This is a genomic window from Dehalococcoidia bacterium (assembly GCA_040902535.1).
Classification (GTDB): domain Bacteria; phylum Chloroflexota; class Dehalococcoidia; order DSTF01; family JACRBR01; genus JBBDXD01.
Map to the genome: position 1 here is coordinate 70642 of JBBDXD010000018.1, position 22823 is coordinate 93464.

16 protein-coding genes and 1 riboswitch are annotated in these 22823 nt (G+C 65.3%); of the genes, 8 read left to right on the forward strand and 8 right to left on the reverse strand.

Annotated elements, in window-relative coordinates; genetic code table 11:
* Position 1: 1 nt before the first annotated feature.
* From WEB52_08545 to dnaA, 5 genes are all read right to left on the reverse strand, one after another.
* On the reverse strand, positions 2 to 535 hold the full coding sequence (locus tag WEB52_08545; GenBank protein ID MEX2226483.1) for a DinB family protein: 534 nt from the start codon (positions 533 to 535) through the stop codon (positions 2 to 4).
* 44 nt (positions 536 to 579) lie between these two features.
* On the reverse strand, positions 580 to 1254 hold the full coding sequence (locus tag WEB52_08550; protein ID MEX2226484.1) for an endonuclease III: 675 nt from the start codon (positions 1252 to 1254) through the stop codon (positions 580 to 582).
* Positions 1255 to 1289: 35 nt separating this feature from the next.
* Positions 1290 to 2039 (reverse strand): PmeII family type II restriction endonuclease, encoded by a 750-nt coding sequence (locus WEB52_08555; protein ID MEX2226485.1) that lies wholly within the window; start codon positions 2037 to 2039, stop codon positions 1290 to 1292.
* Positions 2040 to 2108: 69 nt separating this feature from the next.
* Positions 2109 to 3290: a DNA cytosine methyltransferase gene (locus tag WEB52_08560; protein MEX2226486.1), complete on the reverse strand. Its 1182-nt coding sequence runs from the start codon at positions 3288 to 3290 to the stop codon at positions 2109 to 2111.
* Positions 3291 to 3372: 82 nt separating this feature from the next.
* Positions 3373 to 4764, reverse strand: coding sequence for a chromosomal replication initiator protein DnaA (gene dnaA, locus WEB52_08565; protein ID MEX2226487.1), 1392 nt, complete (start codon positions 4762 to 4764; stop codon positions 3373 to 3375).
* Between the two features lie 486 nt (positions 4765 to 5250).
* Here dnaA and WEB52_08570 point away from each other — a divergent pair, with 486 nt between their 5' ends.
* On the forward strand, positions 5251 to 6102 hold the full coding sequence (locus WEB52_08570) for a phosphatase PAP2 family protein (protein MEX2226488.1): 852 nt from the start codon (positions 5251 to 5253) through the stop codon (positions 6100 to 6102).
* Between the two features lie 48 nt (positions 6103 to 6150).
* On the opposite strand, the gene WEB52_08575 is transcribed toward WEB52_08570, so the two are convergent.
* Positions 6151 to 7089 carry a DUF3105 domain-containing protein gene (locus WEB52_08575; GenBank protein ID MEX2226489.1) on the reverse strand — a complete coding sequence of 313 codons (939 nt, stop codon included), beginning with the start codon at positions 7087 to 7089 and terminating at the stop codon, positions 6151 to 6153.
* 158 nt (positions 7090 to 7247) lie between these two features.
* Between WEB52_08575 and WEB52_08580 the strand changes: the two genes are divergently transcribed.
* Positions 7248 to 8435, forward strand: a complete 1188-nt coding sequence (locus WEB52_08580; GenBank protein ID MEX2226490.1) for a M20 family metallopeptidase — start codon at positions 7248 to 7250, stop codon at positions 8433 to 8435.
* Here WEB52_08580 and WEB52_08585 read toward each other — a convergent pair.
* Complete coding sequence (locus WEB52_08585; protein MEX2226491.1) at positions 8432 to 9610, reverse strand: cysteine desulfurase family protein; 1179 nt, start codon at positions 9608 to 9610, stop codon at positions 8432 to 8434. The genes WEB52_08580 and WEB52_08585 overlap by 4 nt on opposite strands.
* Positions 9611 to 9818: 208 nt before the next feature.
* Between WEB52_08585 and WEB52_08590 the strand changes: the two genes are divergently transcribed.
* The 5 genes from WEB52_08590 to WEB52_08610 all read left to right on the forward strand — a co-directional run bounded on the left by WEB52_08590 (position 9819) and on the right by WEB52_08610 (position 18355).
* Complete coding sequence (locus WEB52_08590) at positions 9819 to 10820, forward strand: hypothetical protein (GenBank protein ID MEX2226492.1); 1002 nt, start codon at positions 9819 to 9821, stop codon at positions 10818 to 10820.
* Positions 10821 to 10977: 157 nt separating this feature from the next.
* A complete protein-coding gene (locus WEB52_08595) occupies positions 10978 to 14175 on the forward strand; it encodes a DUF3179 domain-containing (seleno)protein (GenBank protein ID MEX2226493.1) in 3198 nt (1065 codons plus the stop codon).
* 284 nt (positions 14176 to 14459) lie between these two features.
* Positions 14460 to 15392 carry a 23S ribosomal RNA methyltransferase Erm gene (erm, locus tag WEB52_08600; GenBank protein MEX2226494.1) on the forward strand — a complete coding sequence of 311 codons (933 nt, stop codon included), beginning with the start codon at positions 14460 to 14462 and terminating at the stop codon, positions 15390 to 15392.
* A gap of 19 nt (positions 15393 to 15411) precedes the next feature.
* Positions 15412 to 17373 carry an alkaline phosphatase family protein gene (locus WEB52_08605; GenBank protein MEX2226495.1) on the forward strand — a complete coding sequence of 654 codons (1962 nt, stop codon included), beginning with the start codon at positions 15412 to 15414 and terminating at the stop codon, positions 17371 to 17373.
* A 4-nt stretch (positions 17374 to 17377) separates the two neighbouring features.
* Positions 17378 to 18355 carry a DinB family protein gene (locus WEB52_08610; protein MEX2226496.1) on the forward strand — a complete coding sequence of 326 codons (978 nt, stop codon included), beginning with the start codon at positions 17378 to 17380 and terminating at the stop codon, positions 18353 to 18355.
* A gap of 90 nt (positions 18356 to 18445) precedes the next feature.
* Here the strand turns inward: WEB52_08610 and WEB52_08615 are convergent, their stop codons facing one another.
* A complete protein-coding gene (locus tag WEB52_08615; GenBank protein ID MEX2226497.1) occupies positions 18446 to 20296 on the reverse strand; it encodes a glycosyltransferase family 2 protein in 1851 nt (616 codons plus the stop codon).
* A 4-nt stretch (positions 20297 to 20300) separates the two neighbouring features.
* Positions 20301 to 20439, reverse strand: a riboswitch (cyclic di-AMP (ydaO/yuaA leader).
* A gap of 246 nt (positions 20440 to 20685) precedes the next feature.
* Between WEB52_08615 and WEB52_08620 the strand changes: the two genes are divergently transcribed.
* A complete protein-coding gene (locus WEB52_08620; protein ID MEX2226498.1) occupies positions 20686 to 22767 on the forward strand; it encodes an alpha-amylase/4-alpha-glucanotransferase domain-containing protein in 2082 nt (693 codons plus the stop codon).
* Positions 22768 to 22823: the final 56 nt, after the last annotated feature.

Consider the following 22823-nt stretch of genomic DNA (forward strand, 5'->3'; position numbering starts at 1 on the left):
TCTATTTGGTCGCGTCGAGGATCTTCTGCGCGTGCTGGGCGTGGTCCTCGTCGTGCACGCGCTGGAACGCCGCCCACTCGAACACGTCGAGCGGCCCGAAGAAGGGATGATGCGGCTTCGCCGAACGGTCAGCCGTCTCGGGGATCGCGCGGACCGCGGCGAGCGTGCGCTCGTTGAGCTGTCGAAGTTCTCCGAGCAGCGCCGCGAACGTCGCTCCGTCATCCTCGCGTGACATGCCGATCATGCGCTGCGAGCGTTCCTTCGTCACACCGGCGGCGTCCATCGTGCCCGCGGAAAGCTGACCGAGCATGCTCGTCAGCCCGCTCTCGGCCGAGACGACGTGCAGCATGAGTTCGCGCAGCGACCACTCGTCGGGCGCCGGCTTCGTCGACGCGCGTCGCTCGTCGACGTCCCCTAAGGCGGCGAGCAGTTTCACCTGCCCGGCTTCGACGAGTTCAGCGAGCGCCGCGGGCGATTTCGCTCCCTGGTGCTGGATGTACGAACGGACGCGATCGACGACCTCTTGTGGCAGCATGCGTCGAGCATACGCCCGGTGGCTAGCGGAAAGCAAGCCACTCGTTAGCTTGCGGACGGGCACCGGGAGGAGAGGACGCAATCCGCGCAGCGTGGTTTGCGCGCCCGGCAGACGGTGCGGCCGTGGACGACTAGATTCACGTGAAGCGTGAACCGTAGGATCTCGGGAACCTGCTTTTGGAGGGCGTCTTGGGAAGCGGTGAGCCGCAAATCCCCGCTGGCGAACCCGAGTCGTTTCAAGACGCGGAGGACATGGGTGTCGACCGGAAATACATTTCGGCGGAAGCTGTAGAGCATGACGCATCGAGCGACCTTCTTACCGACACCGGGCAAGCTCGACAGGTACGCCTCGATCTCATCATCCGGTAGGGCTTTCAGCCGCCGTAGGTCGATCGACCCTTCTCGCTCGCGAATGACGTCGAACATTGAGACGAGACGGCGAGCGCGTTGGTGATAGAGCCCTATAGGACGAAGAACCTCAGCGAGAATGACTTCAGTCTCCGCCGTTACAGACTCCCACCGTGGAAATAGGGCGCGCAGATGAGCGAATGTGTCTTCCGCGCCAGATTCCGTCATCACGGTGAGGATGATGTAGACGAGTTCGTCTACGGGATCGGATTGATTGCCGAGGGGAAGGGAATCATGTCCTGGCGAGCCGTACTCCTCCGCGAGCCGATCCGCGATGATCCTAAAGGTCTCGCTGGCCTGGTATTCGATCATGCTTGCCTTATTTGTGATTGTCCACGTAATAGCGGCTAAGGAGTCGCGGCGGGGTCATCGTTCTCAAACGTCAAGGTGATAACCGAGGCAATGGTCGGCGGCAGCGAGTGTTGTGCAAGCAGTTCGGCAATCTCCAATTGCAGCCTCGCTAAACAGTCCTGTCGTGCCTCGACGAGTACAGCCGTTGCATCCGTAAAGTCGCCAATCAACGAAAGAATGCTCGGCCTGCCTGTCAACCAGCGCCAGAACGCTGGTCCGACGATGTACCGGTATTCGAAACCTTCCAGATCACGGTTCTCGGTCCGCGGCCCGCCAGCCGGGAATCTCATCTCACGGTCATCCTCCCTGCCACGCATCACGCCGATCATGGCCTTGACGGGCTGTCGCCTCGCCTGTTGAAAGGTCCGGTAGCGCTCTACGCGGTCTTTGAGCGCCCGAACCGTCTGCGCCAGCGACGAAGCGTTGAGCGTGTTCGTTTGGCTCTTCTCTTCGATCACCCACAACGCGCCTTCGCGCTCGGCCAGGAAATCTCCTGCATCGATAACGGCGGGCTCGGCGAGATCTTTGAGTATCCGCTGCCACGTGTGACCCATTGTGGTTTCTTCGGATGACGATTCGAGCGCCGCAAACGCCTGCTCTACGAACCCGTCCGAGGTCGCCACGCCACGAAGGGCGAACATAAGGACGTCTTTCGACAATAAGTCGCGTAATCGTTTCGTCCTGTAGAAGTGAAGGCGGCGATCCACATAATCCCGCAGCGCGGCATGAACCGCCTCGTTAGTCATATCGCGACGAGGTGGGCGAGAACGTCGTGTCCGCCCGGAACAGCGACAGGATCGTGCGCGCGCCGTTGTTTAATGAACCACTCCGGCGGGGAGGCGGCGGCCGTCCAGTTGAACATCGAGCGCCAAGTCTTGGTCGAAAAACGCGAGAAGCGCATGTCCAATTGCCCGCCCAAGGCCGATTGGAACGGCGTTGCCGATCTGCTTGTACTTCTCGGCGGTCGGGCCCGCAAATAGCCAATCATCCGGAAACTGCTGTACGCGTGCATACTCGCGCACAGACAGTACTCGATCGTGTTCCGGGTGACAAAGGCTCGTGCCCTTCTGGATTGGCGTCGCCGGGACGGTCGGTGAGGGGCGTTCAAATGTGAGGCGGCGGAAGAAGCCGACCTTTCCACCGTCCGAGGCGTACGCACCACCGAGGGCCGCCTTGACAACATCCTCGCCGTACTCACGGAGGTGACGCCAATTGCGACCCGGGGGTATTAGCCGAAGATATTTGAGGCGAGCCTCTGAATACCGAAGGTACTCAGGTGCCAATTCGTTCAGATCAGAGATCGCGTCGCCGAGCGTCCGCCACTTATACGGCTGCTCGACCGTGGGAGTCTCCGCGTGTGTGGGCGGGATCAACTCCTGGATCGGCATTCGCTCCGGTAGCCACTTCGCCGCCCCGAACTCGTGATCTCGCGAGCCCAAGAAAATCACGCGTTGACGGAACTGGGGTACGCCGAAGTTCACCGCGTCGACAAGGCCGTAGACCACCTCATAGCCCAGTTGGTCTTGGAGCCGGTCCATGATGACGGCGAGCGCGGAGCCCGCACGTTCATCCGGTTCAAGTTGCGGTGAGCCGGCGCCGCGATCCTTCAGTGGGCGATGCCGCACTGCTGCCGAAAGGATGCCACGCACGTTCTCCATCACAAAGAAGCGCGGGCGAACACCATCGACGATGCGCGCGAAGTCCTGGAACAGCCCACCCCGTACGTCGCTGATCGAGGAGCGCCTTCCGGCCGTGCTGAACGATTGGCATGGGGGGCCACCGGCAACAACATCGATTTCGCCGTCGACGCCAGACAGTTGCAGGAGTTGGTTGGCCGTGATCTCTCTGACGTCGCCATGGATCAGTGGTAGGTCTGGGCGATTCGCTTTGATCGTGGCGCAGCTCCAGCGATCGAGCTCGACGGCGGCTACCGTCTCAAAGCCGGCGGCTTCGAGTCCCAAATCGAGGCCCATGGCACCGCTGAAGAGCGAGATCACACGAGGCAAGTAGCGAATCCCTTCGAGCTATGGTGGGAGGCTAACAGAACGTTTGAGCGGCGTCAATACACGGAACCGTGTATCAGCCTGCCGCCGCGACACTTGCTTCCCGCTGCGCTGCCAGGTGCTCCCGCACCGCGGCCAGGTCGTCGGCGGTTTCCGGGCGGGTCGCCAGTTCCATGCGGATGCGCTCGACGCCTGCAATCACCGTCGAGTGGTCGCGGTTCGAGAACGCACGCCCGATCTCGGCGATCGACTTGCGCGCGTCCTCCTTCAGCACGAACATCGCCAGGTGGCGCGCGTAGGCGACCTGGCGGTTGCGGCTGCGCCCGCGCAGGTCGGCGGGCTGCGCGCCCGTGCGGCGGCACACCGCGCCGATGACATCGTCCGCGCACGGACCTTCGATAACGTGTGAGCCATCGGCGCGGTTCGACGGCTGCAGCGGCGATAGCGCCCGCTCGATGACGTCGCTCGTCGGTTCGCCGCGCACCAGCGGTATGTAGGCGATCACGCGATTGAGGTAGCCCTCCAGCTCCCGCACCGTCGGGCAGCACTTCTCGGCGATCATGACCAGCGCATCGTCGGGGAGCCTTGTGGAATGCTGCGATGCCTTGGCGCGCAAGATCGCCAGGCGCGTCTCGAAGGAAGGACGCTGCAAGTCCGCCGCGAGTCCCCACTGGAAACGCGACCGTAAGGCGTCCATGAGGGCAAGCTGCGACGGCGGCCTGTCGGCGCTGACGACGATCTGGGCGCCGGCGGCGTGCAGGTCGTTGAACGCGTGGAAGAATTCCACCTGGAACTTGTCTTTGCCCTCGAAGAACTGCACGTCATCGATCAACAGGACGTCGCAACTGCGGTACCGGGCGCGGAACCTCTCGATCGTGGCGTCCTTGATGGCGCGCACGTAGTCGTTGCCGAAGCGTTCGGCCGGCGCGTAGATCACCGCCCGTCCGGCGGCGTGCGCCGCATGCCCGATTGCATTGAGCAGGTGCGTCTTGCCCAGGCCCGCGGTGCCGAAGATGACGAGCGGCGTGATGGCGCCGGGTTCCGTCGCTGTCTTCCACGCCGCGTCGTGGGCCATGCGGTTATCGTCGCCGACCACGAAGGTATCGAACGTGAGGGCCGGGTTGAGGGCGGGCGGCACCGCCGGCGATTTGCGCAGGAAGTCCGGGATCGCCGCCGCGTCGACGTCGGGCAGGAGCGCCGGCGGTTCGTCTTCATGGCGGATGCACTCGAACGTTACGTCCATGGCATGCCCCAAGACGCCGGCGAGCGCCTTCGTGATCAACTGCTTCATGCGCGCGCTCAGCCACTCGATGGCGAAATCGTTCGGCGCCCCAATGACGAACGCGTGCGGCTCATGGCGCAGCCCGACCGTGTCCCGCAGCCAGGTGTCGAAGTTCGCGCGAGTAACGGTGAGCTCGAGTTGTCCGAGCACGGCGTTCCATGTCGCCGCCGCAGTCTGCCCGCTCATGAGTTGCGCTCCGCAGTGACGGCGCGGGGGCATGTAATCGACGAGCGGTAACAGGCGCGAATTGACGACACGAAGCCCTCCCGACGGAACCCGTCCGGTTTGTGGAACACGAATCTTCGGAGACGAAAGCAGTTAGGTTATCCCGAGGCCGACGTCCAATCGCCGGCAGCCGTCCTCACTCGGCACGGTTCCCTCCCCGCCGGAGGAACGACGCGCGCCCCGTAACGAGCGCGTCGTGTGAGGTGGTGTTGTTCTCCTCAGGACAGGGTGGAGAATACAGGCGCCCTCGGAGGCGATCAAGTCCTTTTATGCCAACCTTCGGCCGCAATTTACCCCTATCCATAGCCTTACCAACGACTCCGCGGCATAACAGTTCAGTGTCAACTAGCATGATTCGCCTGTCCGTTGCGCGGAGCACGCCGCCTCGCCTAACGTACACGCGAAGGATCACATGACAGCCCACAACGCACCCAACGTTACTTCGCAATGACGCGTGACGCGGCATTGGCGGCGCAGGCGGCGCCATCACTGCCCCGCCGTTTCGTGGCGGCGATCGAAACGCATCGCGCGTTCCGTGATGCGTTTGAGATCGGGCTCGTCGTGATCGCGTTCCTCCTGTATTTCATCGTCCGCGGCCTCGTCGTCGACCGCCACGACGAAGCGCTCGCCAACGCACAGACGATCATGGATTGGGAGCGGGCGCTCGGTATCTTCTGGGAGCCACGACTGCAGGAGTGGGTGCTCGACAAGCGCTGGCTGATCGAGATCAACAACTTCATCTACTTCTGGCTGGACTTTCCGCTGATCGCCATCGTCGGAATATGGATGTACTTCTATCGGCGCCACGAATACACGGTCGCGCGTGACGCGATCTTGCTGTCAGGCGCGATCGCACTCGTCATCTACAACCTGTACCCCGTGATGCCGCCGCGGCTCCTGCCGACGGGCGAGTTCGTCGGGACGATCGAGAAGTACAGCGACCTCAGCTACCAGGCGCAGTCGACGCAGGCGTTCGTGAACCCGTACGCCGCCGTGCCGAGCCTGCACTTCGGGTGGGCGATGATCCTGGGCGGCGCAGTCGTCCTCTCGACGAAGAACCCGCTCGTCCGGGCGATCGGTCTCAGCCTGCCATGGCTCCAACTGGCATCGATCGTGTTCACCGGGAACCACTACATCCTGGACGCCTTCGCCGGGCTCGTGGTGTGCCTGGCGGGCGTCTGGCTGGCGCTGGCGATGCAGCGGTGGGGTTATCCGGCGATCAAGCGCGAGGTCGAGCGCCGGTGGGGGCCAACGAACACGCCTGCCGAAGCCGGCACCACGCCGGCGCTTTCGGAATGAGGAGGCCCGCACGTCGCGGGCCTCCTCGAATCGTCAGTGGGTCTTTGGCTATCCGCAGAAGCCTTCGGGATCGAAGCGGCAGGCGTGCGTCCCGATGAAGTCTTCGACGGCGTCCTCGTCGTAATCGGCCGCGCTCATATTGAGCACGCGCGTCCACGATGACACGCCGATTGTCCCTTCGGGCAAGTCCGGGTCGTTCGCCATTACGACGCGGTCGTCGTTGTTGTCGATGCGGTCGTTCACGAGGCCCGTCAGCTCTTCGACGACGTCTGCACACTGCTGGTCGCCGTCCTCGCAGTTGTATCCGACGAACACGCCCGCGTGCTCCAGGATGTGCGGGATCGCCTCGCGCGGAATGAACACGTCGTCGGGGTAGACGTTCGGATCCGGCGGGATGCGGGGCAGGATGATGCCGTCCGCGATCTCCACGTTTGCCAGCACGCCCAAGTGCTCGCCCGAGGACGGCGGATTGCTGTTGTAGCAGTCCGTCGGCACGACCGCCGTAGCGCCCTCCTGCGTGGATAACGGTGTGGAGGCATCATCGGGCGTCAATGCATCATCCGGCGTCGCGGCATCATCGGGCGTGGCCGCGCCGGGCGTCGGATCGCCGCCTTCGCCGCCGCCGCTCTGTGGCGTCGCCGCGCCCCCGCTATCGCCGTTGCCCGAGTGCTCGACGCCCTCGCAGAATGGGGTAGGCTCCCGCTCACGCGAAAAGGTGAAGCCGAAGTGCGCCGCCCCTTGCGAGGGCACGAATTCGCCGGGGAGCGAAGTGCTGCTGTCCTGCTCGGCCTTCTCTGAGGCGCTCAGGCCTTCGCCGCTGTCGCCGATGGACTGGAAGATCAGGTAGGCGATGAGCGCCACCACGGCAATCGTGCCGCCGACGATCGCGATGGGCATCCACGGCGGGCCGCCGGCGCCGGGCGCCTTCACGGGCGTGCGCCGCGACGGCGTCGCCGATCCTGTACCCGCCGCGTTCTTGCGGTCCATTCTTCGTTGTTCTCGGCTCATTTCGGGCGTAATCTCCCTTCCCCTGGCGACTTACAGGCTACAGATTAGGTGACAGAAGCGCATCAGGCCAAACGACGGCATCTGTGACGATGTTGTTGCCTCTTGTTACGCTTCTGCGCCGCCGTAAGGGAGGGACCATGCCGTCGAACATCGAAGAAGCGAAGCAACGTGTCGCGAAGTCGGTCGACGAGGCGGCGCCCGAACTGATGCGCATCTCGCGCGAGATCCACGCGCGCCCGGAGCTTGCGTACGAGGAGCATCACGCGTGCGCGCAACTGATCGCGTTCGTGAAGGCGCAGGGCTTCGAGGTCCGCGAGGGCGCCTACGGCATGGAGACGGCGTTCCGCGGCGATTGGGGACACGGCCCCGTCACGATCGGCATCTGCGCTGAGTACGATGCGCTGCCGCAGATCGGGCACGCCTGCGGCCACAACCTGATAGCCACCTCGGGCGTGGGCGCCGCGGCGGCGCTCAAGTCGGCGCTCGACCCGTCCGAAGCGCGGATCGCGATCCTCGGCACGCCCGCCGAGGAGGGCAGCGGCGGCAAGATCGTCATGATCCGCAACGGCTGCTTCGAGGACATCGACGTAGCGATGATGGCGCACCCGGCGCCGGCGGACATCGACGCGGCGCCGATGTTCGGCGTGGCGCACGTGGACGTCGAGTATCGGGGCAAGTCGGTACACGCGTCGGTGTTCCCTGAACAGGGTCTCAACGCCCTCGACGCGCTCGTCACCGCATACCAGGCGATCGCCCAGCTCCGGCAGCACATCCGTCGCGATGCGCGGATCCACGGCATCATCACGCACGGCGGCGAGGCGGCGAACATCGTGCCGGGATTGACGCGCGGGACCTTCTACGTACGCGCGCTGAAGCCGTGGTACCTGGAGCAACTCAAGGCGCGCGTCAAGGCCTGCTTCGAAGCGGGCGCGCTGGCGACGGGCTGCGAGCTTTCGATCGACTGGCACGAGGACCAGGAGTACGCGCCGATGAAGATCAACCGGCCGATGGTGGAGGCGTACCGTCGCAACGGCGAGGCGCTCGGCAAGATGTTCTACGAGATGAAGGACCTCACGTCGGGCAGCAGCGACATGGGCAACGTCAGCCAGGTCGTGCCGTCGATCCACCCGAATTTTGGCGTCGGCAGCCCGACGTTCACGCATTCGCCGGAATTCACGGCCGTCGCCGCGACGGACGGCGCCCACGCCGGAATGTTGCAGACCGCGAAGGCGCTTGCCATGACCGGCGTAGACATCGCGCTGGAGCCGGGGCTGTTGGATGCGATCAGGCGTGACTTCAGAGAGAGCGCACGGCGGGCGTCTTAGCGCGCGGCGGGCGCAAGCGCGCGGATCTTCCCGACCGCCGGCGGCAGCACCTCGAGCAGGCGGTCGACGTCGGCCATCGTATTGCCCTTGCCGAGCGTGATGCGCAGGCTGCCACGCTGATAGCGCTCGGGCACGCCCATCGCGACGAGCACGTGCGACGGTTCGAGAGATGCCGTCGTGCAGGCGGAGCCGCTGCTGGCTGCGACGCCGAGCAGGTCGAGCTGCAGCAGCACGGCCTCGCCCTCGACGTTCTCGAACGCGAAGCTGGCGCTGTTCGGCAGGCGGCGTGCGCGGTCGAGCGGCCCGGTGACGATCGTGCCGGGCACACGCCGCGGCAAATCATCGAGCAGCCGGTCGCGCATCGCGATGAGGTGCGCGTTGCGAGCGGACAGTTCGTCCTGCGCGAGCTGCAGCGCTGTCGCGAGACCGACGGCGCCCGCAACGTTCTCGGTGCCGGCGCGGCGGTTGCGCTCCTGCGAGCCGCCGACGGTCTGCGGCAGGAACGGCGTGCGGTTCCGCACGAACAGCGCGCCGACGCCCTTCGGCCCGTAGATCTTGTGCGCGGCGAGCGACAAAAGATCGGCGCCGAGAGCGTCGACGTCGAGTTCGAGCGCACCGGCAGCCTGCACGGCATCGGTGTGCAGCGCGATGTGCGGATCACGCTCCTTGACGATACGCGCGACCTCGGCGATGGGCTCAATCGTGCCGACTTCGTTGTTCGCGTACATCACGCTGACGAGGATCGTGCGATCGTCGAGCGCGGCGCGCAGTGCATCGAGGTCGACGAAGCCTTCGCCATCGACCGGCAAATACGTGATGCGAAAGCCCCTACGCTCGAGCTGTTCGCACTCATGGAGGACGGCATGGTGCTCGATCGCCGTCGTGATGATGTGGTCGCCTCGCCGTCGCGAAGCCTCCGCCACACCGCGCAGGCCGAGGTTGTCGGCCTCCGTGCCGCCGCTCGTGAAGATCACCTCGTTCGGCTTGCAGCCCAGGACGCCGGCGACCGTGCGGCGTGCCGCATCGAGGCCCTTGCGCGCTTCGCGGGCCTCGGCGTAGATGCTGGAGGCATTGCCCCAGGCGTTCGTCAGGTACGGCAGCATCGCCTTAACGACGCGCTCGTCGGTAGGCGTCGTCGCGGCGTGGTCGAAGTAGATGCGGCGGTCGCTATCCATGGCGATGCACGATATCACGGGGCGGAGGCACCTTGGACAACAGACGACAGACAACAGACAACAGAGGAACCTTGGACCCCGCCGTGTAATTGCCCAGGTTCCCAGGTTCTTGGTTCCAGGTTCTCGGCTCCAGGTTCTTCGTTCCGGCGTTTACAGTCCGCACTCGCCGCCATAGACTGGCCGCAGACCCAGCGAAGTGAGGAATACCATGGTCACACGTTCGGCGATCATCACCCGGCTGCGCGACGCACGCGATCGAGGCGCAGCGCACCTGCTGGCGCAGCAGAAGCCCGACGGCTCGTTCGGCGGCGCCAACGACGGTCTGGGGCCGTACTACAAGTCGCTGTGGGCGCTCGCGGCGGCGGGGGAGCCCGAGGCGGCGAACCGCCTCGCGACGTGGATCGCGCGCAACGTGCAGACAAGCGAAGGCGACTTCGCGGGGCCGCTTCGCGGTGCGCTGATGGACCGCGCGTATCCATACCCGAACGCGTGGATCGTCGCGGGCGCGCACAAGCTCGGCCGCTACGACATCTCGCGCAAGGGCGCCGAGTTCCTGCTGCTCATGCAACACGCGGAGGATGGCGGATTCCGCACGCAGCGCGACAACGAGGAGGCGCCGCAGGACATCCAGTGCAGCACGCAGTCGGGGAACGCGCTGCTGATGACGGGCCACGTCGCTGCGGCGAAGAACATCGGCCGCTTCATGCGCACGCTGTGGGAAGCGCAGCCCGACGCCGCCAACGCGCTGCACATCATCTACAAGCCGGGTGCCGGCATAAAGACGGACTTCCCGGAGGAGCGGCAACGGCTCGGATCAATCCAGCTCGGCAAGCCGCGACAAGCCTACTTCAACATGGGCATCGCAGCGGCATTCCTCGCAAAGCTGACGATGACGACCGCGGACCGCGAGTGGGTCGAGATTGGCAAGCAGTACCTGGAACTGGCATTCAAGTTCGGCGACGACATGTACGAGACGGCGCAGGTCGGCAAGGTCGGCTGGGGCGCGGCGCTCGTCTACGCGTGTACCGGCGAGCAGCGCTACCTCGGCCTGGCGGAGCGCGTCGGGGAGGCGCTGATCGCGCAGCAGACGGACACCGGCGGCTGGGACAACACCGGTGGCTACGTGAACGACGCCATCCGCACCGAGGTGACGGCGGAGTTCATCGTCCTGCTGGATGAGATGATCGGCGGCATCGCGGCCGGCGACTGACGGTGACGCCTGTGCGGGCGCGAAGAAACGCGCGCGCGGGCAGCGAGACGCCCTGGCTCGGGCCGAAGGCTGCCCTCGCGCCGCCCCGCCGTCCGAAAATAGCCACCCTGCCGATAGCGCGAGACGAGGCCGCTCGCGTCCCGTATCATCACCTCGCATGGACACTCAGGACGAGATAACTCAGCCGGCCGGGGCTGACGCCGAAGCCCAGCCGGCGCACTCGCTGGCGCTCGCCGCATCGGCTGCGCGCGCCGCCACGTTCGTAGTCCTCGCAATGACGTTCGTGCTCATCGCATGGGGCCAGTGGGCGATCGATCACGAGCAAGCCCCGTTCGACTGGCCCTTCACGCGCTGGCTCGAGCATCGCTGGACGTGGGACTTCCGTCGCCCCAACGCTCTCGCATTCGGAGTGCCGCTGTTCGTCGCGGGCGGCCTGGTGTTTGCCGCGCTTGCGCCGCGGGGCCTGCCCCGGTTCCTGCCCTCATCTGCATCCCTGTCACTGCCGCTGCGGGCGCGCATTGTGGTCGCGCTGCTGGTCGTGCCGCTGGTCATCTGGGCGTGGCTCAACCTGCGGCTGTACAACGGGCATTACGAACCTGCGTATCGTTGGCTGTTTTTCTTGAGCGTGCTCGCGATGCTTGCAGGCGTCGTCGCGATCGATGTGATGCGCGGGGTCTACGGGCGCCTGCGCCTGGCGTGGTCTCATGCCGCCGAGGCGCTGGCGGTGTTCGCGATCACAGGGACGTTCATCGGGATCAATGCCCGGGATCTGAACAACTGGCGCTACTCGACCATCGGAGACGATGGCGAGTTCTACGTTTGGGCGAAGCGCATTGGCGACCAACCAGACATCAATTGGTTCAGCCAGTCGGGACCGTTCGGATATCACCCGGTCCTGAGTTCAGCCTGGCAGGCGTTGAGCATTCGCGTGTTCGGCGACTCGCTATTCGGGTGGAAGATGGCATCGCTGCTCGCGATCGCGCTCACGCTCCCGCTGTTCTACTGGCTGTTGCGTGAGTTGTTCAGCGTGCGCGTCGCGGTGTTCGGGACCCTCTTCCTCGGCGCATCGCACTACCTGTTTGCATACGCGCACACCGGCTACGACAACATTCTCGCGATCTTCCCGGCGGTGGGTTGTCTGGCGTTGCTCGCGGCTGGCGTCCGCCGCGGCAGCATGGCCTTCCTTTTCGCATCGGGACTGTTCGCGGGCATGGGCTTCTACACGTTCTACTCGTCACGGTCCGCGATCATGATCGCAGGCGTCGCGGCGCTGGCGCTGACATGGCAGCGCTTCGACGCCGGCTCGCTGCGCCGCCAGGCGACGTCGATTGGCGTGCTCGTCGCCGGTTTCATCGTGTTTGCGCTCCCCATCTTCGCAACAAATCAGTGGGAGGTGATCGATGCGACCCTGGGCGAGGGGACGGATAAGGCGAACTACCCCTTCTGGAAGCTCGTCGGTGAGAATATCTCGCGAAGCCTTCTGGGCTGGACGTACAACCCGGCGGATCACCACTACGTCGCCGGAAGTCTTCTCGACAGTCTCACCGTCGTCTTCACGGTCGCCGGGTTCTTCTTCGCGCTGACACGGGTGCGACGTGCGCCGTTCTTCATGGTCCTGATGTGGTTTGCGGTGGCCGTGGTCGTCTCCGGCGTCCTTTCGCCCTACGGTGTCGTCGTCATATCACGCATGCACTACGCGCTGCCGCCGCTGGCCGCGTTTGCCGGGATTGCCGTTGACCGGCTGCTGTCCGCGGCGGAAGACGTTTACCCAACACGGTCGGGTGCGTGGGTCGCGACGCTTGCCGCGATCGCCGTGCTGGCGCCCCTGCTCTTCATCTCGAACGGCCGCCATTTCTTTCTCTACTCGGCGCATCGCAACCCGACGCCCAACGACACGATCATCGCGCGTGAGTTGTCCGCCTCACAGTGCCGCGACGGTGCGTTGCGCAGTGTCGCCTATCACAACGCGCCGGGGCAGACCATGGACTTCAACTGGCCGTTCTTCGACATGAAGCACCGGAAGCCGCTGCAGTTGAATTACGCCCATTTATCGCAGGTCTACAACGCTTATCCATCGACCGGCGGAGTCGGCTGCGTCGTGCTGCCCAACCTCGATCCAGCCGACTGGATCGAGGGCGCCGAGGACATCCGGCGCGTGCAGGCGGCGATGCAGGAAGGTGCCAGTTCGCCAGGGGACTTCCAGGTCGTCTCCGACCTGACCGGCTCCGCGAATCGGCGCGTCGGAGTCTCATTGCGGGAGGGGAAAGGCGTCGCCGCCGCCGATCTCTCCGGCGTGTGGCGCACCGACCTCAGCCGTGGCGACGGGCTCGAGGGCATCGTCAAGGGCCAGGAGCGCGACTTCTTCGCTGCGCTCGATGATCCGACGATGAAACCCGCGAGGGAAGTATCGCTCTTTCATGAGGAACCGGTGCTCGTCGTTGAGGACGGTGAGAGTGTACGCGGCTACCCCCTGCGTTACGTGATCTGGCGCGGCATCGTCAACGATACGATCGGCGGCGAGCCGGTGGCCGTTACGTACGATCCGATCGCCGGCAGCGCGCGCGTGTTCAGCCGGACGTTGCCTGGACGCACGGTCACGTTCAGCATCACGGGGCTGCTCCGCGACGGCAACGCGCTGCTCTACGACCGGGAGACAGAGACATGGTGGCAACAGCTCACGGGCGTCGCGGTGACGGGCGAACTCGCGGGCACACGGCTCGAAGCACGGAGCGCGCGTGTGGTGCCGTGGAAGGACTACGCGCTGGCATACCCTGACGCGCCGACGCTTGCCATCGAATCATCCGCATTCGAAGGAACGACGAACCCGTACATCGGCTACGAGGTGCGCGATGGCCGGCCAATCTTCACGCTCGCAGCCATCGACGATCGGTTGCGACCGATGGACCGCGTCGCCGTCATCGAATCAAACGGCGAGCGCGTCGCCGTGCCGTTTCCGGACGGCGGTCCGAAGATGAACATGGTCCTGCCGATCACGGTAAGCGGCACGCCCGTGGTGATTTTCTTCGACTGGCGCGCGTGGTCGCTGCTGGACAGCCAGAACTACCGCGACTCACGCCCTATCGGGACGATGACGGCGTACGCGCCGCACGTCGCGGGATCGCCCGAGACGGAGACGTTCGAGGCAAGCGGTGCGGACGCCTTCACCGAACGCCGCACGGGGTCTGTGTGGGACACGCTCGGCCGGGCTGTCGATGGTCCGCTTCGGGGGGCGCAGTTGGAGCCGGTGCCCATGGTGGTCGGCTTCTGGTTTAGCGTGGCCTCCGTCTATCCCGGCATCGAGATCGTGCACCCTGACGCGCACGATGAGCCGGCTGCCTCCTCGATCGATGAGTAGTTCGATGCGGCGGGCGCGCGCGTGTCCTGTCATCCTGCTTGCGTTCCGGATTGCGACGTGTCGGCGCCCGCTGTAGCCTTGTACTCGATGATAGGCATGATGAGGCCACGCAGCTAAGGTCCGCTCCGGCGGACGCTGCCCGGCGGATCCGTCCGCCGGTCACCTTCAACTGTCACGGACGTTTGTAGCAATACGCCCGCTGACGGCCTCGATGCCGCGTCTCTTCATCATTCTCTGATCGTTTCTTCGCGACATCGCGGCCTGCGGCCGGCGCGGAGGAACACATGGTCGGTCGTAGTCGTCAGTCGTCAGTCATCGGTCGTCGGGGGCGCGCTGCACACGCGAGTGAACCGCGGTCGCAGCATTTTCTGCACAGTCCGTCGCTCGTGCGAAACATCGTGGCGGAGATGCGTTTTGCACCGGGCACCATGGTGCTCGACATCGGCGCAGGGCAGGGCATCATCACGCGTGCGCTCGCCGACGCGGGGTACACGGTCATCGCCATCGAGAAGGATCCGCGGCTGTATCGATCGCTGCGGTCGCGATTCGTGGGGCGCACGAACATCGAGTGTCACCCCGCCGACGCGCTGGCGTTCCCGTTGCCGCGCGAGCCGTACGCCGTCGTGTCGAACGTGCCGTTTTCGATCACGGCGGCGCTCGTGCGCCGGCTGCTCGATGCGCCGCAACCGCCGCATGACGCCTGGCTGATCGTCCAGCGCGAAGCGGCGATGAAGTTCGCCGGCGTGCCGCACGAAACGATGTTCTCGCTCGCGCACAAACCGGCGTTCTCGATCGAGGTGGCGCGTCGCCTGGCGCGGAGCGACTTTGCACCGCCGCCGCCCGTCGACGTCGCGATGTTGCACGTGAAACAACGGCATGAGCCGCTCGTCACGCGGCGGGAGATGGAGGCATGGCGCCAATTCGTGCGGCAGGGCTTCCGGAGCGGCGCGGCAGATGCTCGGACGGCGCTCCGGCCCTACTTCACGCGGCGGCAGCTCGTGATCCTTTCGCGCGACCTGCGCTTCGACCTGCGCGCGGCGCCGTCGGCGCTGACGTTCGGCCAGTGGCTGGCGTTATTCCGGTTCCACGCGCAGGCGTGCCGCGGACCCACCGGTCTGGAGGCGGGATGCGGGAAGCGGGAAGCGGGATCGCGCCGGTTGCACGATGACCGATGCTGGCCGATCATGATGCCCACTCCCCGGAGGTTCCCGAACTGAGATCGACGAGAGGTGCCTCATGACAGCGACGCACGAACGGGTGACCACCCCCGTCGGGCCGGAACGCGAGGGCGGGCAAGGGCTTGACGCGAACCAGTACGAGTCCGGCGACCGCGCGATCCACATCCTGCTCACCGACGCCACCGCGGGGCCGCAGACCGACCTTGTGATTACGCACCGTGACGACGCCTACGAGGTCTGGGCGAAGCGTGGCATGATCCGCTTTCAGCGCTTTCTGGCAGCGGATGGCGGCGGCTACGAGTATCGCGTCATCGAGCAGATCGGCGAGAACCCGGTCGCGAACCAGGACCACAAGGCGCTCGCCACGATCGACGAAGAGGTCGCCGCGTCGAAAGCCTCGGGGTTTCCGGGAGTTGACGCCAACCGGGCGTTCATCGAACCGGAGCACAACACGTATCCGTTTGCGTACGAGCGCATCGCGCAGTTGTTCGACAGCCCGAACGCGCCCGATCTCGTGATGAACCCGAAGGCTTACGCGTTCGGCCGCCAGCCGGGGCAGCATGGCGCTCTCGACACCGTGCAGGCGCGTTCGCCGCTCGTCTTTCGCGGCCCCGGCATTAAGAAGGGCCTGATCACCGATGCGCCGTCGCGTCAGGTGGACGTCGCGCCGACGATTGCGAAGCTGTGCGGGATGCCGTTGATCGATGGCAAGGACGTTACGGGGCGTACGTCGTCGGAGCGGGGCGTCGCGGCGGACGTGTACCTCAAGCGCCAGGACGGCCGCGTGCTCGACGAGATCATCGAGCCGGAGGCGGCCGGGCGCGCCGAACGCGCGTACATCTTCCTGCTCGATGGGTTGAGCAACACCGAACTGAAGCACAGGCTCGCCGAAGATCCGGACTCGATCCCGAACCTGCGCCGCCTCATCAAGGACGGCACGATGTTCGAGTTCGGGTCGTTCACCAACTTTCCAAGCATCACGTGGCCGAGCCACAACGCGATCGGCACCGGCGCCTGGGGCGGGCACCACGACATCGTCAACCCGACGTACTACCTGCGGGACAAGCGGGAGGTCGTGACGCCGCAAGGGCAGCAGTTCGACACGGCGCGATTCCTCGGCGACGGCGTGGAGACGCTGTACGAGGCGTTTCACCGGGTCTTCGGGCCGTGGCAGGGGCAGCAGGGCGCGTTCACGGCATCGATCCATGAGCCGTGCACGCGCGGCGCCGACCACGCGACGCTCGAGCGCGTCGTGATCGGCGACCGCGACCGGCTGCGTGAGATCACCGCACGATACGAAGGCGATACGAGCGCGAAGTGGTTGCAGGATGATCAGAAGGGCGCGCACCAGGAGTCGATCGTCGATAACCGGGGCGTTGCGCAGGCGATCGTGCTGTACACCGACGAGAGCCACCCGCCGCCCAGGTTCATGTTCCACGAACTGACGCTGCCCGACGGCGTGGGCCACGATTACGGGCCGCACTCGGACGGCGAACGCACGGCGCTCGACGAGACGGATGTGCGCATGGGCCGCATCATGGACGTGCTGGAGGCGCAGGGCCTGCTGGAGAGCACGCTGTTCGTCATGACGACGGATCACGGCATGGCGCCGACCGACGCCGACCTGCGGGCAAACCAGGTGCAGGCTGTCGTCGATGCGGGCATGAAGGCCGTCGTCCCGGCGCCGCTTGTCTATCTGATCGACATGGCCGTCGCGATCACGGTACACGAGGATGGCCGCACGGCGATGGTCGAAGTGCTCGCGAATGACGTCGACGAGTCGGGCGAGCGGCCGCCGATCGAGGGCGCGGAGGTGACGCTGGGCACGCATGGCGCGAAGGTGCTCTCGCGCGCGAAGACGGACGCGGGCGGCACGTGCGGGCTGCCGCTGCCGGCAAACGTCGAGCCGGAGGACATGTTCATCTTGGTGCAACACGAAGACTACAATCCGCGCCGCCTGCTGCTCGATGGCACGAGCGTGCGGGAGGACCTGCGGGGACAACTGTACGGCGGGCGCTAGCACCATGGAAGACGCGTCCAGCCTGCGTGCGATCGCCGAACGGAACGCGATCAACGCCATACGCTGTTTGGCGGCCGCTGAGCGCGCGGTCGACGAGGGCAGACTCAACACAGCGAAGGTGCTGCGCGCGGCGGCGCTGGCGTCGCGGGGGCGAGCGTTGATCATCGAGCGATCGCTCTCCGTTGACGCGATGAGTCCGTTGCTTATCGCGACGTTGACCGAGGACCTGCACCGGGAGATCGAAGCACTGGGCGGCATCAGTTCCCCGGTCGCCGCGCTCGCTCTGGATGTTGCGGAGTCTGTGTATGGCGTGGTGGACACAACACGGCGCAGCCTCGAACGAAATCGCGACGTGTTCGAGCGCGAGGTCGCGCAGTTCCTGTTCGGATGTCTGGAGTGCGGGTACCTCGTCGAGGAGCAGCGGCCCGACGTCTGTCCCGCGTGCGGATCGATCGCCGCTGAGTTCGAGTTGTTCGCGCCGTTCTTCTCGTCGACGAGCGAGCGCATCGCACGTCGCCAGCCCGCCGAGATCGTAGCGATGCTGAGCGAGGCGCCGGGCGCGCTGGCTGGAAACATGGCAGGCGTACCTGACGCGATCCTGCGCGGAAGGCTCGCTGCCGGCGAGTGGTGCATGAAGGAAATCGCCGGGCACATGATCGACATCGCCGAATTGTTCTGTCGCCGGCTGCGGTCCGTGCTCGACCCCGAAACGCCGCAGGCAGCCGAGCGTTCGCCGCTCCCGTGGAAGCTGTTGGAGGGCCAGGGCTACGAAGAGATGACGGGCGAGGAGTTGACATCGCGTTTCTCCGTGGCTGTCGATGATGCACTCTCGATGATCGCCACGCTCGGTACCGCCGATTGGCGCAAGCGAGTAGAGCTTGTGAGCGGCCGCGTATCGGTGCTGGATATGGGGTCGTGGCTCGCGAACCACAATCGGGCGCATCTTGAACAGATCGCCGCACACCGGTCCCGCGCGGACTAGACGGGCTACCATGCGAAACGCTCCGGAATTCCGGAGCGTTTCTACGTGCGACGAACGCGCGGGGCCGAGTCCGCGCGCGGAACAACGGCGTCAGGCCTTCTCCGTCACCTTGTAGTCGAGCCGGAAGCCCAACGCGAGACGGATCTGTGCATCGAGCGCGGGCATAGCGGTGAAGAACAGCGTGATCGGCGCCATCAGGAACCACTGCGCGAACTGCACCGGATACAGCCAGAGCTTCCAGTGCGAGGGCCGCTGCGGACGCATCAGCATGTCGAGCCCGATCATGACGATCAGCGGGATCATGCAGGGCATGAGGATGTAGCGCGAGAGCGGCAGGAACCACTCCGGGATGTTGTGCTGCTGGAACGGCTGCAGGCCGATGAAGCCGCCCCACGTCGCCGCCGACATGTTCGCGGCGACACCGGTGATCAGGAACCACTGCGATGACCAGAGCACGTGATTCTCTGTGAGACTCCAGGTGCGGCGCAGACGCTTGCGGAACGGGATCTCCGGGTGACGCGCGAACTGCCGCAGCGCATACGGGATGTCGGAGCAGCCCCATGCATGGCGGCGCGCTTGCTGATAGTGCTCCCAGAACGTGCCTTTGTAGCTGTGCGCGCGTACGCCGTCGTTGCCGACGGGCAGCAGGATCGGTTGGACATCGGGCTCGCCGCCGAGTTCGAAGAAGCACTTGAGGAACATGTGCCAGTCTTCGGGCACGACATCGACGTCCCAGTAGCCGACGTCGTGGCACATGCGCATGCTGAGGCTGTACGTCGACTGCGGGAAGAGCACGACGTATTTGCGCATGAGCTTCGCCAGGTGGTTGATGCCGCCGAGGCTGTTCTGGATGCGCAGCGGGGCCGGTACGTCCCAGACGTTGTTGTAGTAGAAGATCGGGCCCTGCCAGAACGTCCGGTAACGCTGTGGATTCGTGGCGAAGTAGTACGTGAGAGCGGTGAAGTAGCGCGGATGGAAGAGCGTGTCAGCATCGCAGCTTGTGACGGTCATCGTGTCGATGTCGTAGCCCATCTCATCGCAGAAGAGTTGCTTCGCGCGGCGGGCAGCCCACGCCTCGTTCGATGACTTGCCGGGCACTTCGCCGGGGATGCCCCTGGGATGCGTGGTACCGACCATGGCGAGGAAGCTGTGGCCGTACCGCTGCGTCAGTTCTTCGTAGCGGGCGCCGGCGTCGGGATCCGCCGCTTCCATGGCGATAACGACCAGCAACTTTTCCCGCGCGACTTCGCTTTCGGCGAGCTTGCCGACGGTAGCGCTGAGCTTTTCGATGCTTTCCTTGTACGTCGGAATGATGATCAGGTGCTGAATGTCATCCCAGGCCACGACGTCCTGCTTGCGGCCGTTGCCTGTAAACGTCTCTGCATCGTACTTATGGCGCCAGTCGATGCGCGCGGTGGCCTTGAGCGCGCGATAGCCCCAGAGTGTGTGGAGGCCCGTATTGATCGAGCGCCAGGCCCAGTAGACATCGAAGACGAGGAGCACGGCGACAAGCGGGATCGGCAGCCAGATCGCGCCCCAGACCAGGAACGTGATCAGGCCCACGGCGAGCGCGAGCGGCAATACGTCGAGCAGGCGCAGCCCGATGCGGATCCACGGGGTAACGCGCACGCGCTGGCGCACCGCCGTGGCGACATCGACGACCGGGTGCGCGATCTCGTTGAGGGCGCGCGGGTGCGCGGTCCGTTGCATCACCGCAACCGCGGCGTCGTGGTCGGCGGATGCGTGCGCATAGGGCGCGGCCATGACGGCGCCGCCGCTCAGCAGGTGCGGCGGTGGCACGTCGCGGAACTCGGGCGCGACGACAGGCTCCCACGGTGCGTGGAAGCTGCTGGCTGTCTTGATGCGCTTCTTCGTTCTCGCGAGCGTCGGCGTGCCTCCGTGCACCTCAGTCTGCGACGGGTAACAAAAAAGGTCGTCCATGCATTGGCCCGACCTTCAAAGCCTACGAGGTTAGCTGCCGGCTTAGGGGAGAAGGTTCCCCCGGTCGCATGTGCGACCTTCAGCCCGGGATCCGTTCGGGTCCCCCGCTCCCCTCTCACGAGGGGACTCGGCTGTTCGCTATTCAATTATCCGCTCGATCTTATGGGTGGCTTCGTTGGCGTGTCAAGAAACGACCGTACTATGTCCGCTCCTCACGGGCACGCGCCTCGACCTCTCCCCACAGGCGAGCTTAGATCGAAAACGGCCATGTGTCTCGCCCCTGCGCCCGTGATTGAGCATCCGTCACGTGTTCTTTATCCCTCTCCGGCTTTGTACGCGTTCTATACGGGCGTAGACTGGGCACGAGACGCCGTACGGAGCTTGCCCGCATGAGCCGCCTGTACCTGGGCATTGTCCTGCACAACCATCAGCCGGTCGGGAACTACGGGTTCGTCATTGAACAACTGTTCAATGACGCCTACGAACCGATGCTGGCGGCGCTTGAGCGTCATGAGGGGATCCGCATCGGCCTCCACAACTCAGGGCCGCTCTTCGACTGGATCATGGCGAATCGCCCGGACTACATGGAGCGCCTACGGGGACTGTGCGAGCGCGGCCAGGTGGAGATGCTCACAGGCGGCTACTACGAGCCCGTCCTGCCGATGATTCCCGACGGCGACAAGGCCGGCCAGATCCGCAAGCTGACGGGCTTCATTGAAGAGAAGTTCGGACAAACGCCCACCGGCTTGTGGCTGACAGAACGCGTGTGGGAGCCGGGGCTGCCAGTGCCGCTTGCGCATGCCGGCGTGCGATGGACGCTTGTCGATGACGCGCACTTTCGCATGGTGGGGCTGCCTGCGGATGCGCTCGACGGGTATTACATCACGGAGGACCAGGGCGAACGGATCAACCTGTTCTCGGGCAGCCAGCGCCTTCGCTACACGATCCCCTGGTTGAACGTCGAAGATTTGATAGCGGAGCTGCGACACCGCGCCGACACGAACACACGCGAAGCGCCGTACATCGTGCTCGGGGACGACGGCGAGAAGTTCGGCGGCTGGCCGACCACGCGCAAACACGTCTGGGACGAGGGTTGGATCGAGCGATTCTTCGCCGCGGTCGAGGCTGAGCAAGACTGGCTCGAGATGGTGACGCCCGGCGAATACATGCGCCGCCACGAGGCGCGGGGACTCGTCTACCTGCCGACGGCGTCGTACGCCGAGATGATGGAGTGGGCGATGCCCGCGCAGTCCAGCGCGGAATATCATCGAGTGGCTGCGCAACTGCACGAGAGCGGGCGCGAAGACGTGTTGCAGTACGTGCGCGGCGGCTTCTGGCGTTACTTCCTGGCGAAATATCCGGAAGCGAACGCGATGCACAAGCGCGGTCTGCGGATCGACCGAAAGCTAGAACAAACGGACAACGCTTCGGCGCGCGATGCCCTCTGGCGCGCGCAATGCAACTGCCCTTACTGGCACGGCGTGTTCGGCGGGCTGTATCTCCGCAACATTCGCGCGGCGACGCATGCAAACCTGGTGCAGGCGGAGCGCCTCGCCGATGAGGCAGCCGGACATAGCGGCGTGCGCATCGAAGCCGATGACTTCGACTACGACGGGCAGCGCGAATTGCTGATGCAGTCTTCCGACGTGTCATTGATGCTGCACCCGGAACAGGGCGGCATGCTGAGCGAATTCGACCTGCGGCGTCGCGACCACGCGTTCATCGACGTGATCACGCGGCGGCGCGAGGCGTATCACGAGGCCCTCCTGAGCGGCACGGCCGGACAATCGACAGGCGACCTGACGAACATCCACGGCGGCGTGCGGCTCAAGCACGAGGGCCTGGCGGAGGACCTCGCATTCGACCGACATCGGCGCGGCGGCCTGCAAGAGTGGGTGCTGCCTTCGGACGAGGGTATCGAGCGGTTTGCACGTTCTGAAGCGCACGCGTTGTTTGAACCGGACGGTGCGTGGTCGTGCGAGACGGACTGCGGCGAAGGCGGCGCGTCCGTCGTGATGGCGCGTGCGTCTAACGGGTGGAGCATAGAGAAGCGCGTCGAGATGCCGGCGCGCGGCGAGCAGATCGCGGTGACGTACAAGTGCGTGAACGTCAGTAATGAGCATCGTAGCGGACGGTTCGTCAGCGAGTGGAACGTGTCCGCGCCGCAGGCGGCAGACGGCGACGACCGCATCGCGCGGCTGGAGACCGATGAACGCTCAATCGATCTTCACAATGAGCGGGGCGTCGTGCGGACGGACGCGATCGTCGTGCGGGGAAGCGCGCCGTGGGGGATGCGCTGCGAGATCGAAGGTGACGTCGATGTGTGGCATTTTCCCGTCCACACGGTGTCTTCATCGGAGGGCGGACTGGAGCGCGTTGCGCAGGGCGCATCGGTGTCGTTCGTTCGCGCGCTCGATCTTGCGCCAGGCGCATCGATGTCGATGCGGCTTGCGTGGTCGGTGGTGGAGTGAGCGGCGCAAAGTTCCCACCTCGGCGGTTCACCGCATAGCCCGCGTTCGCCGCCCGC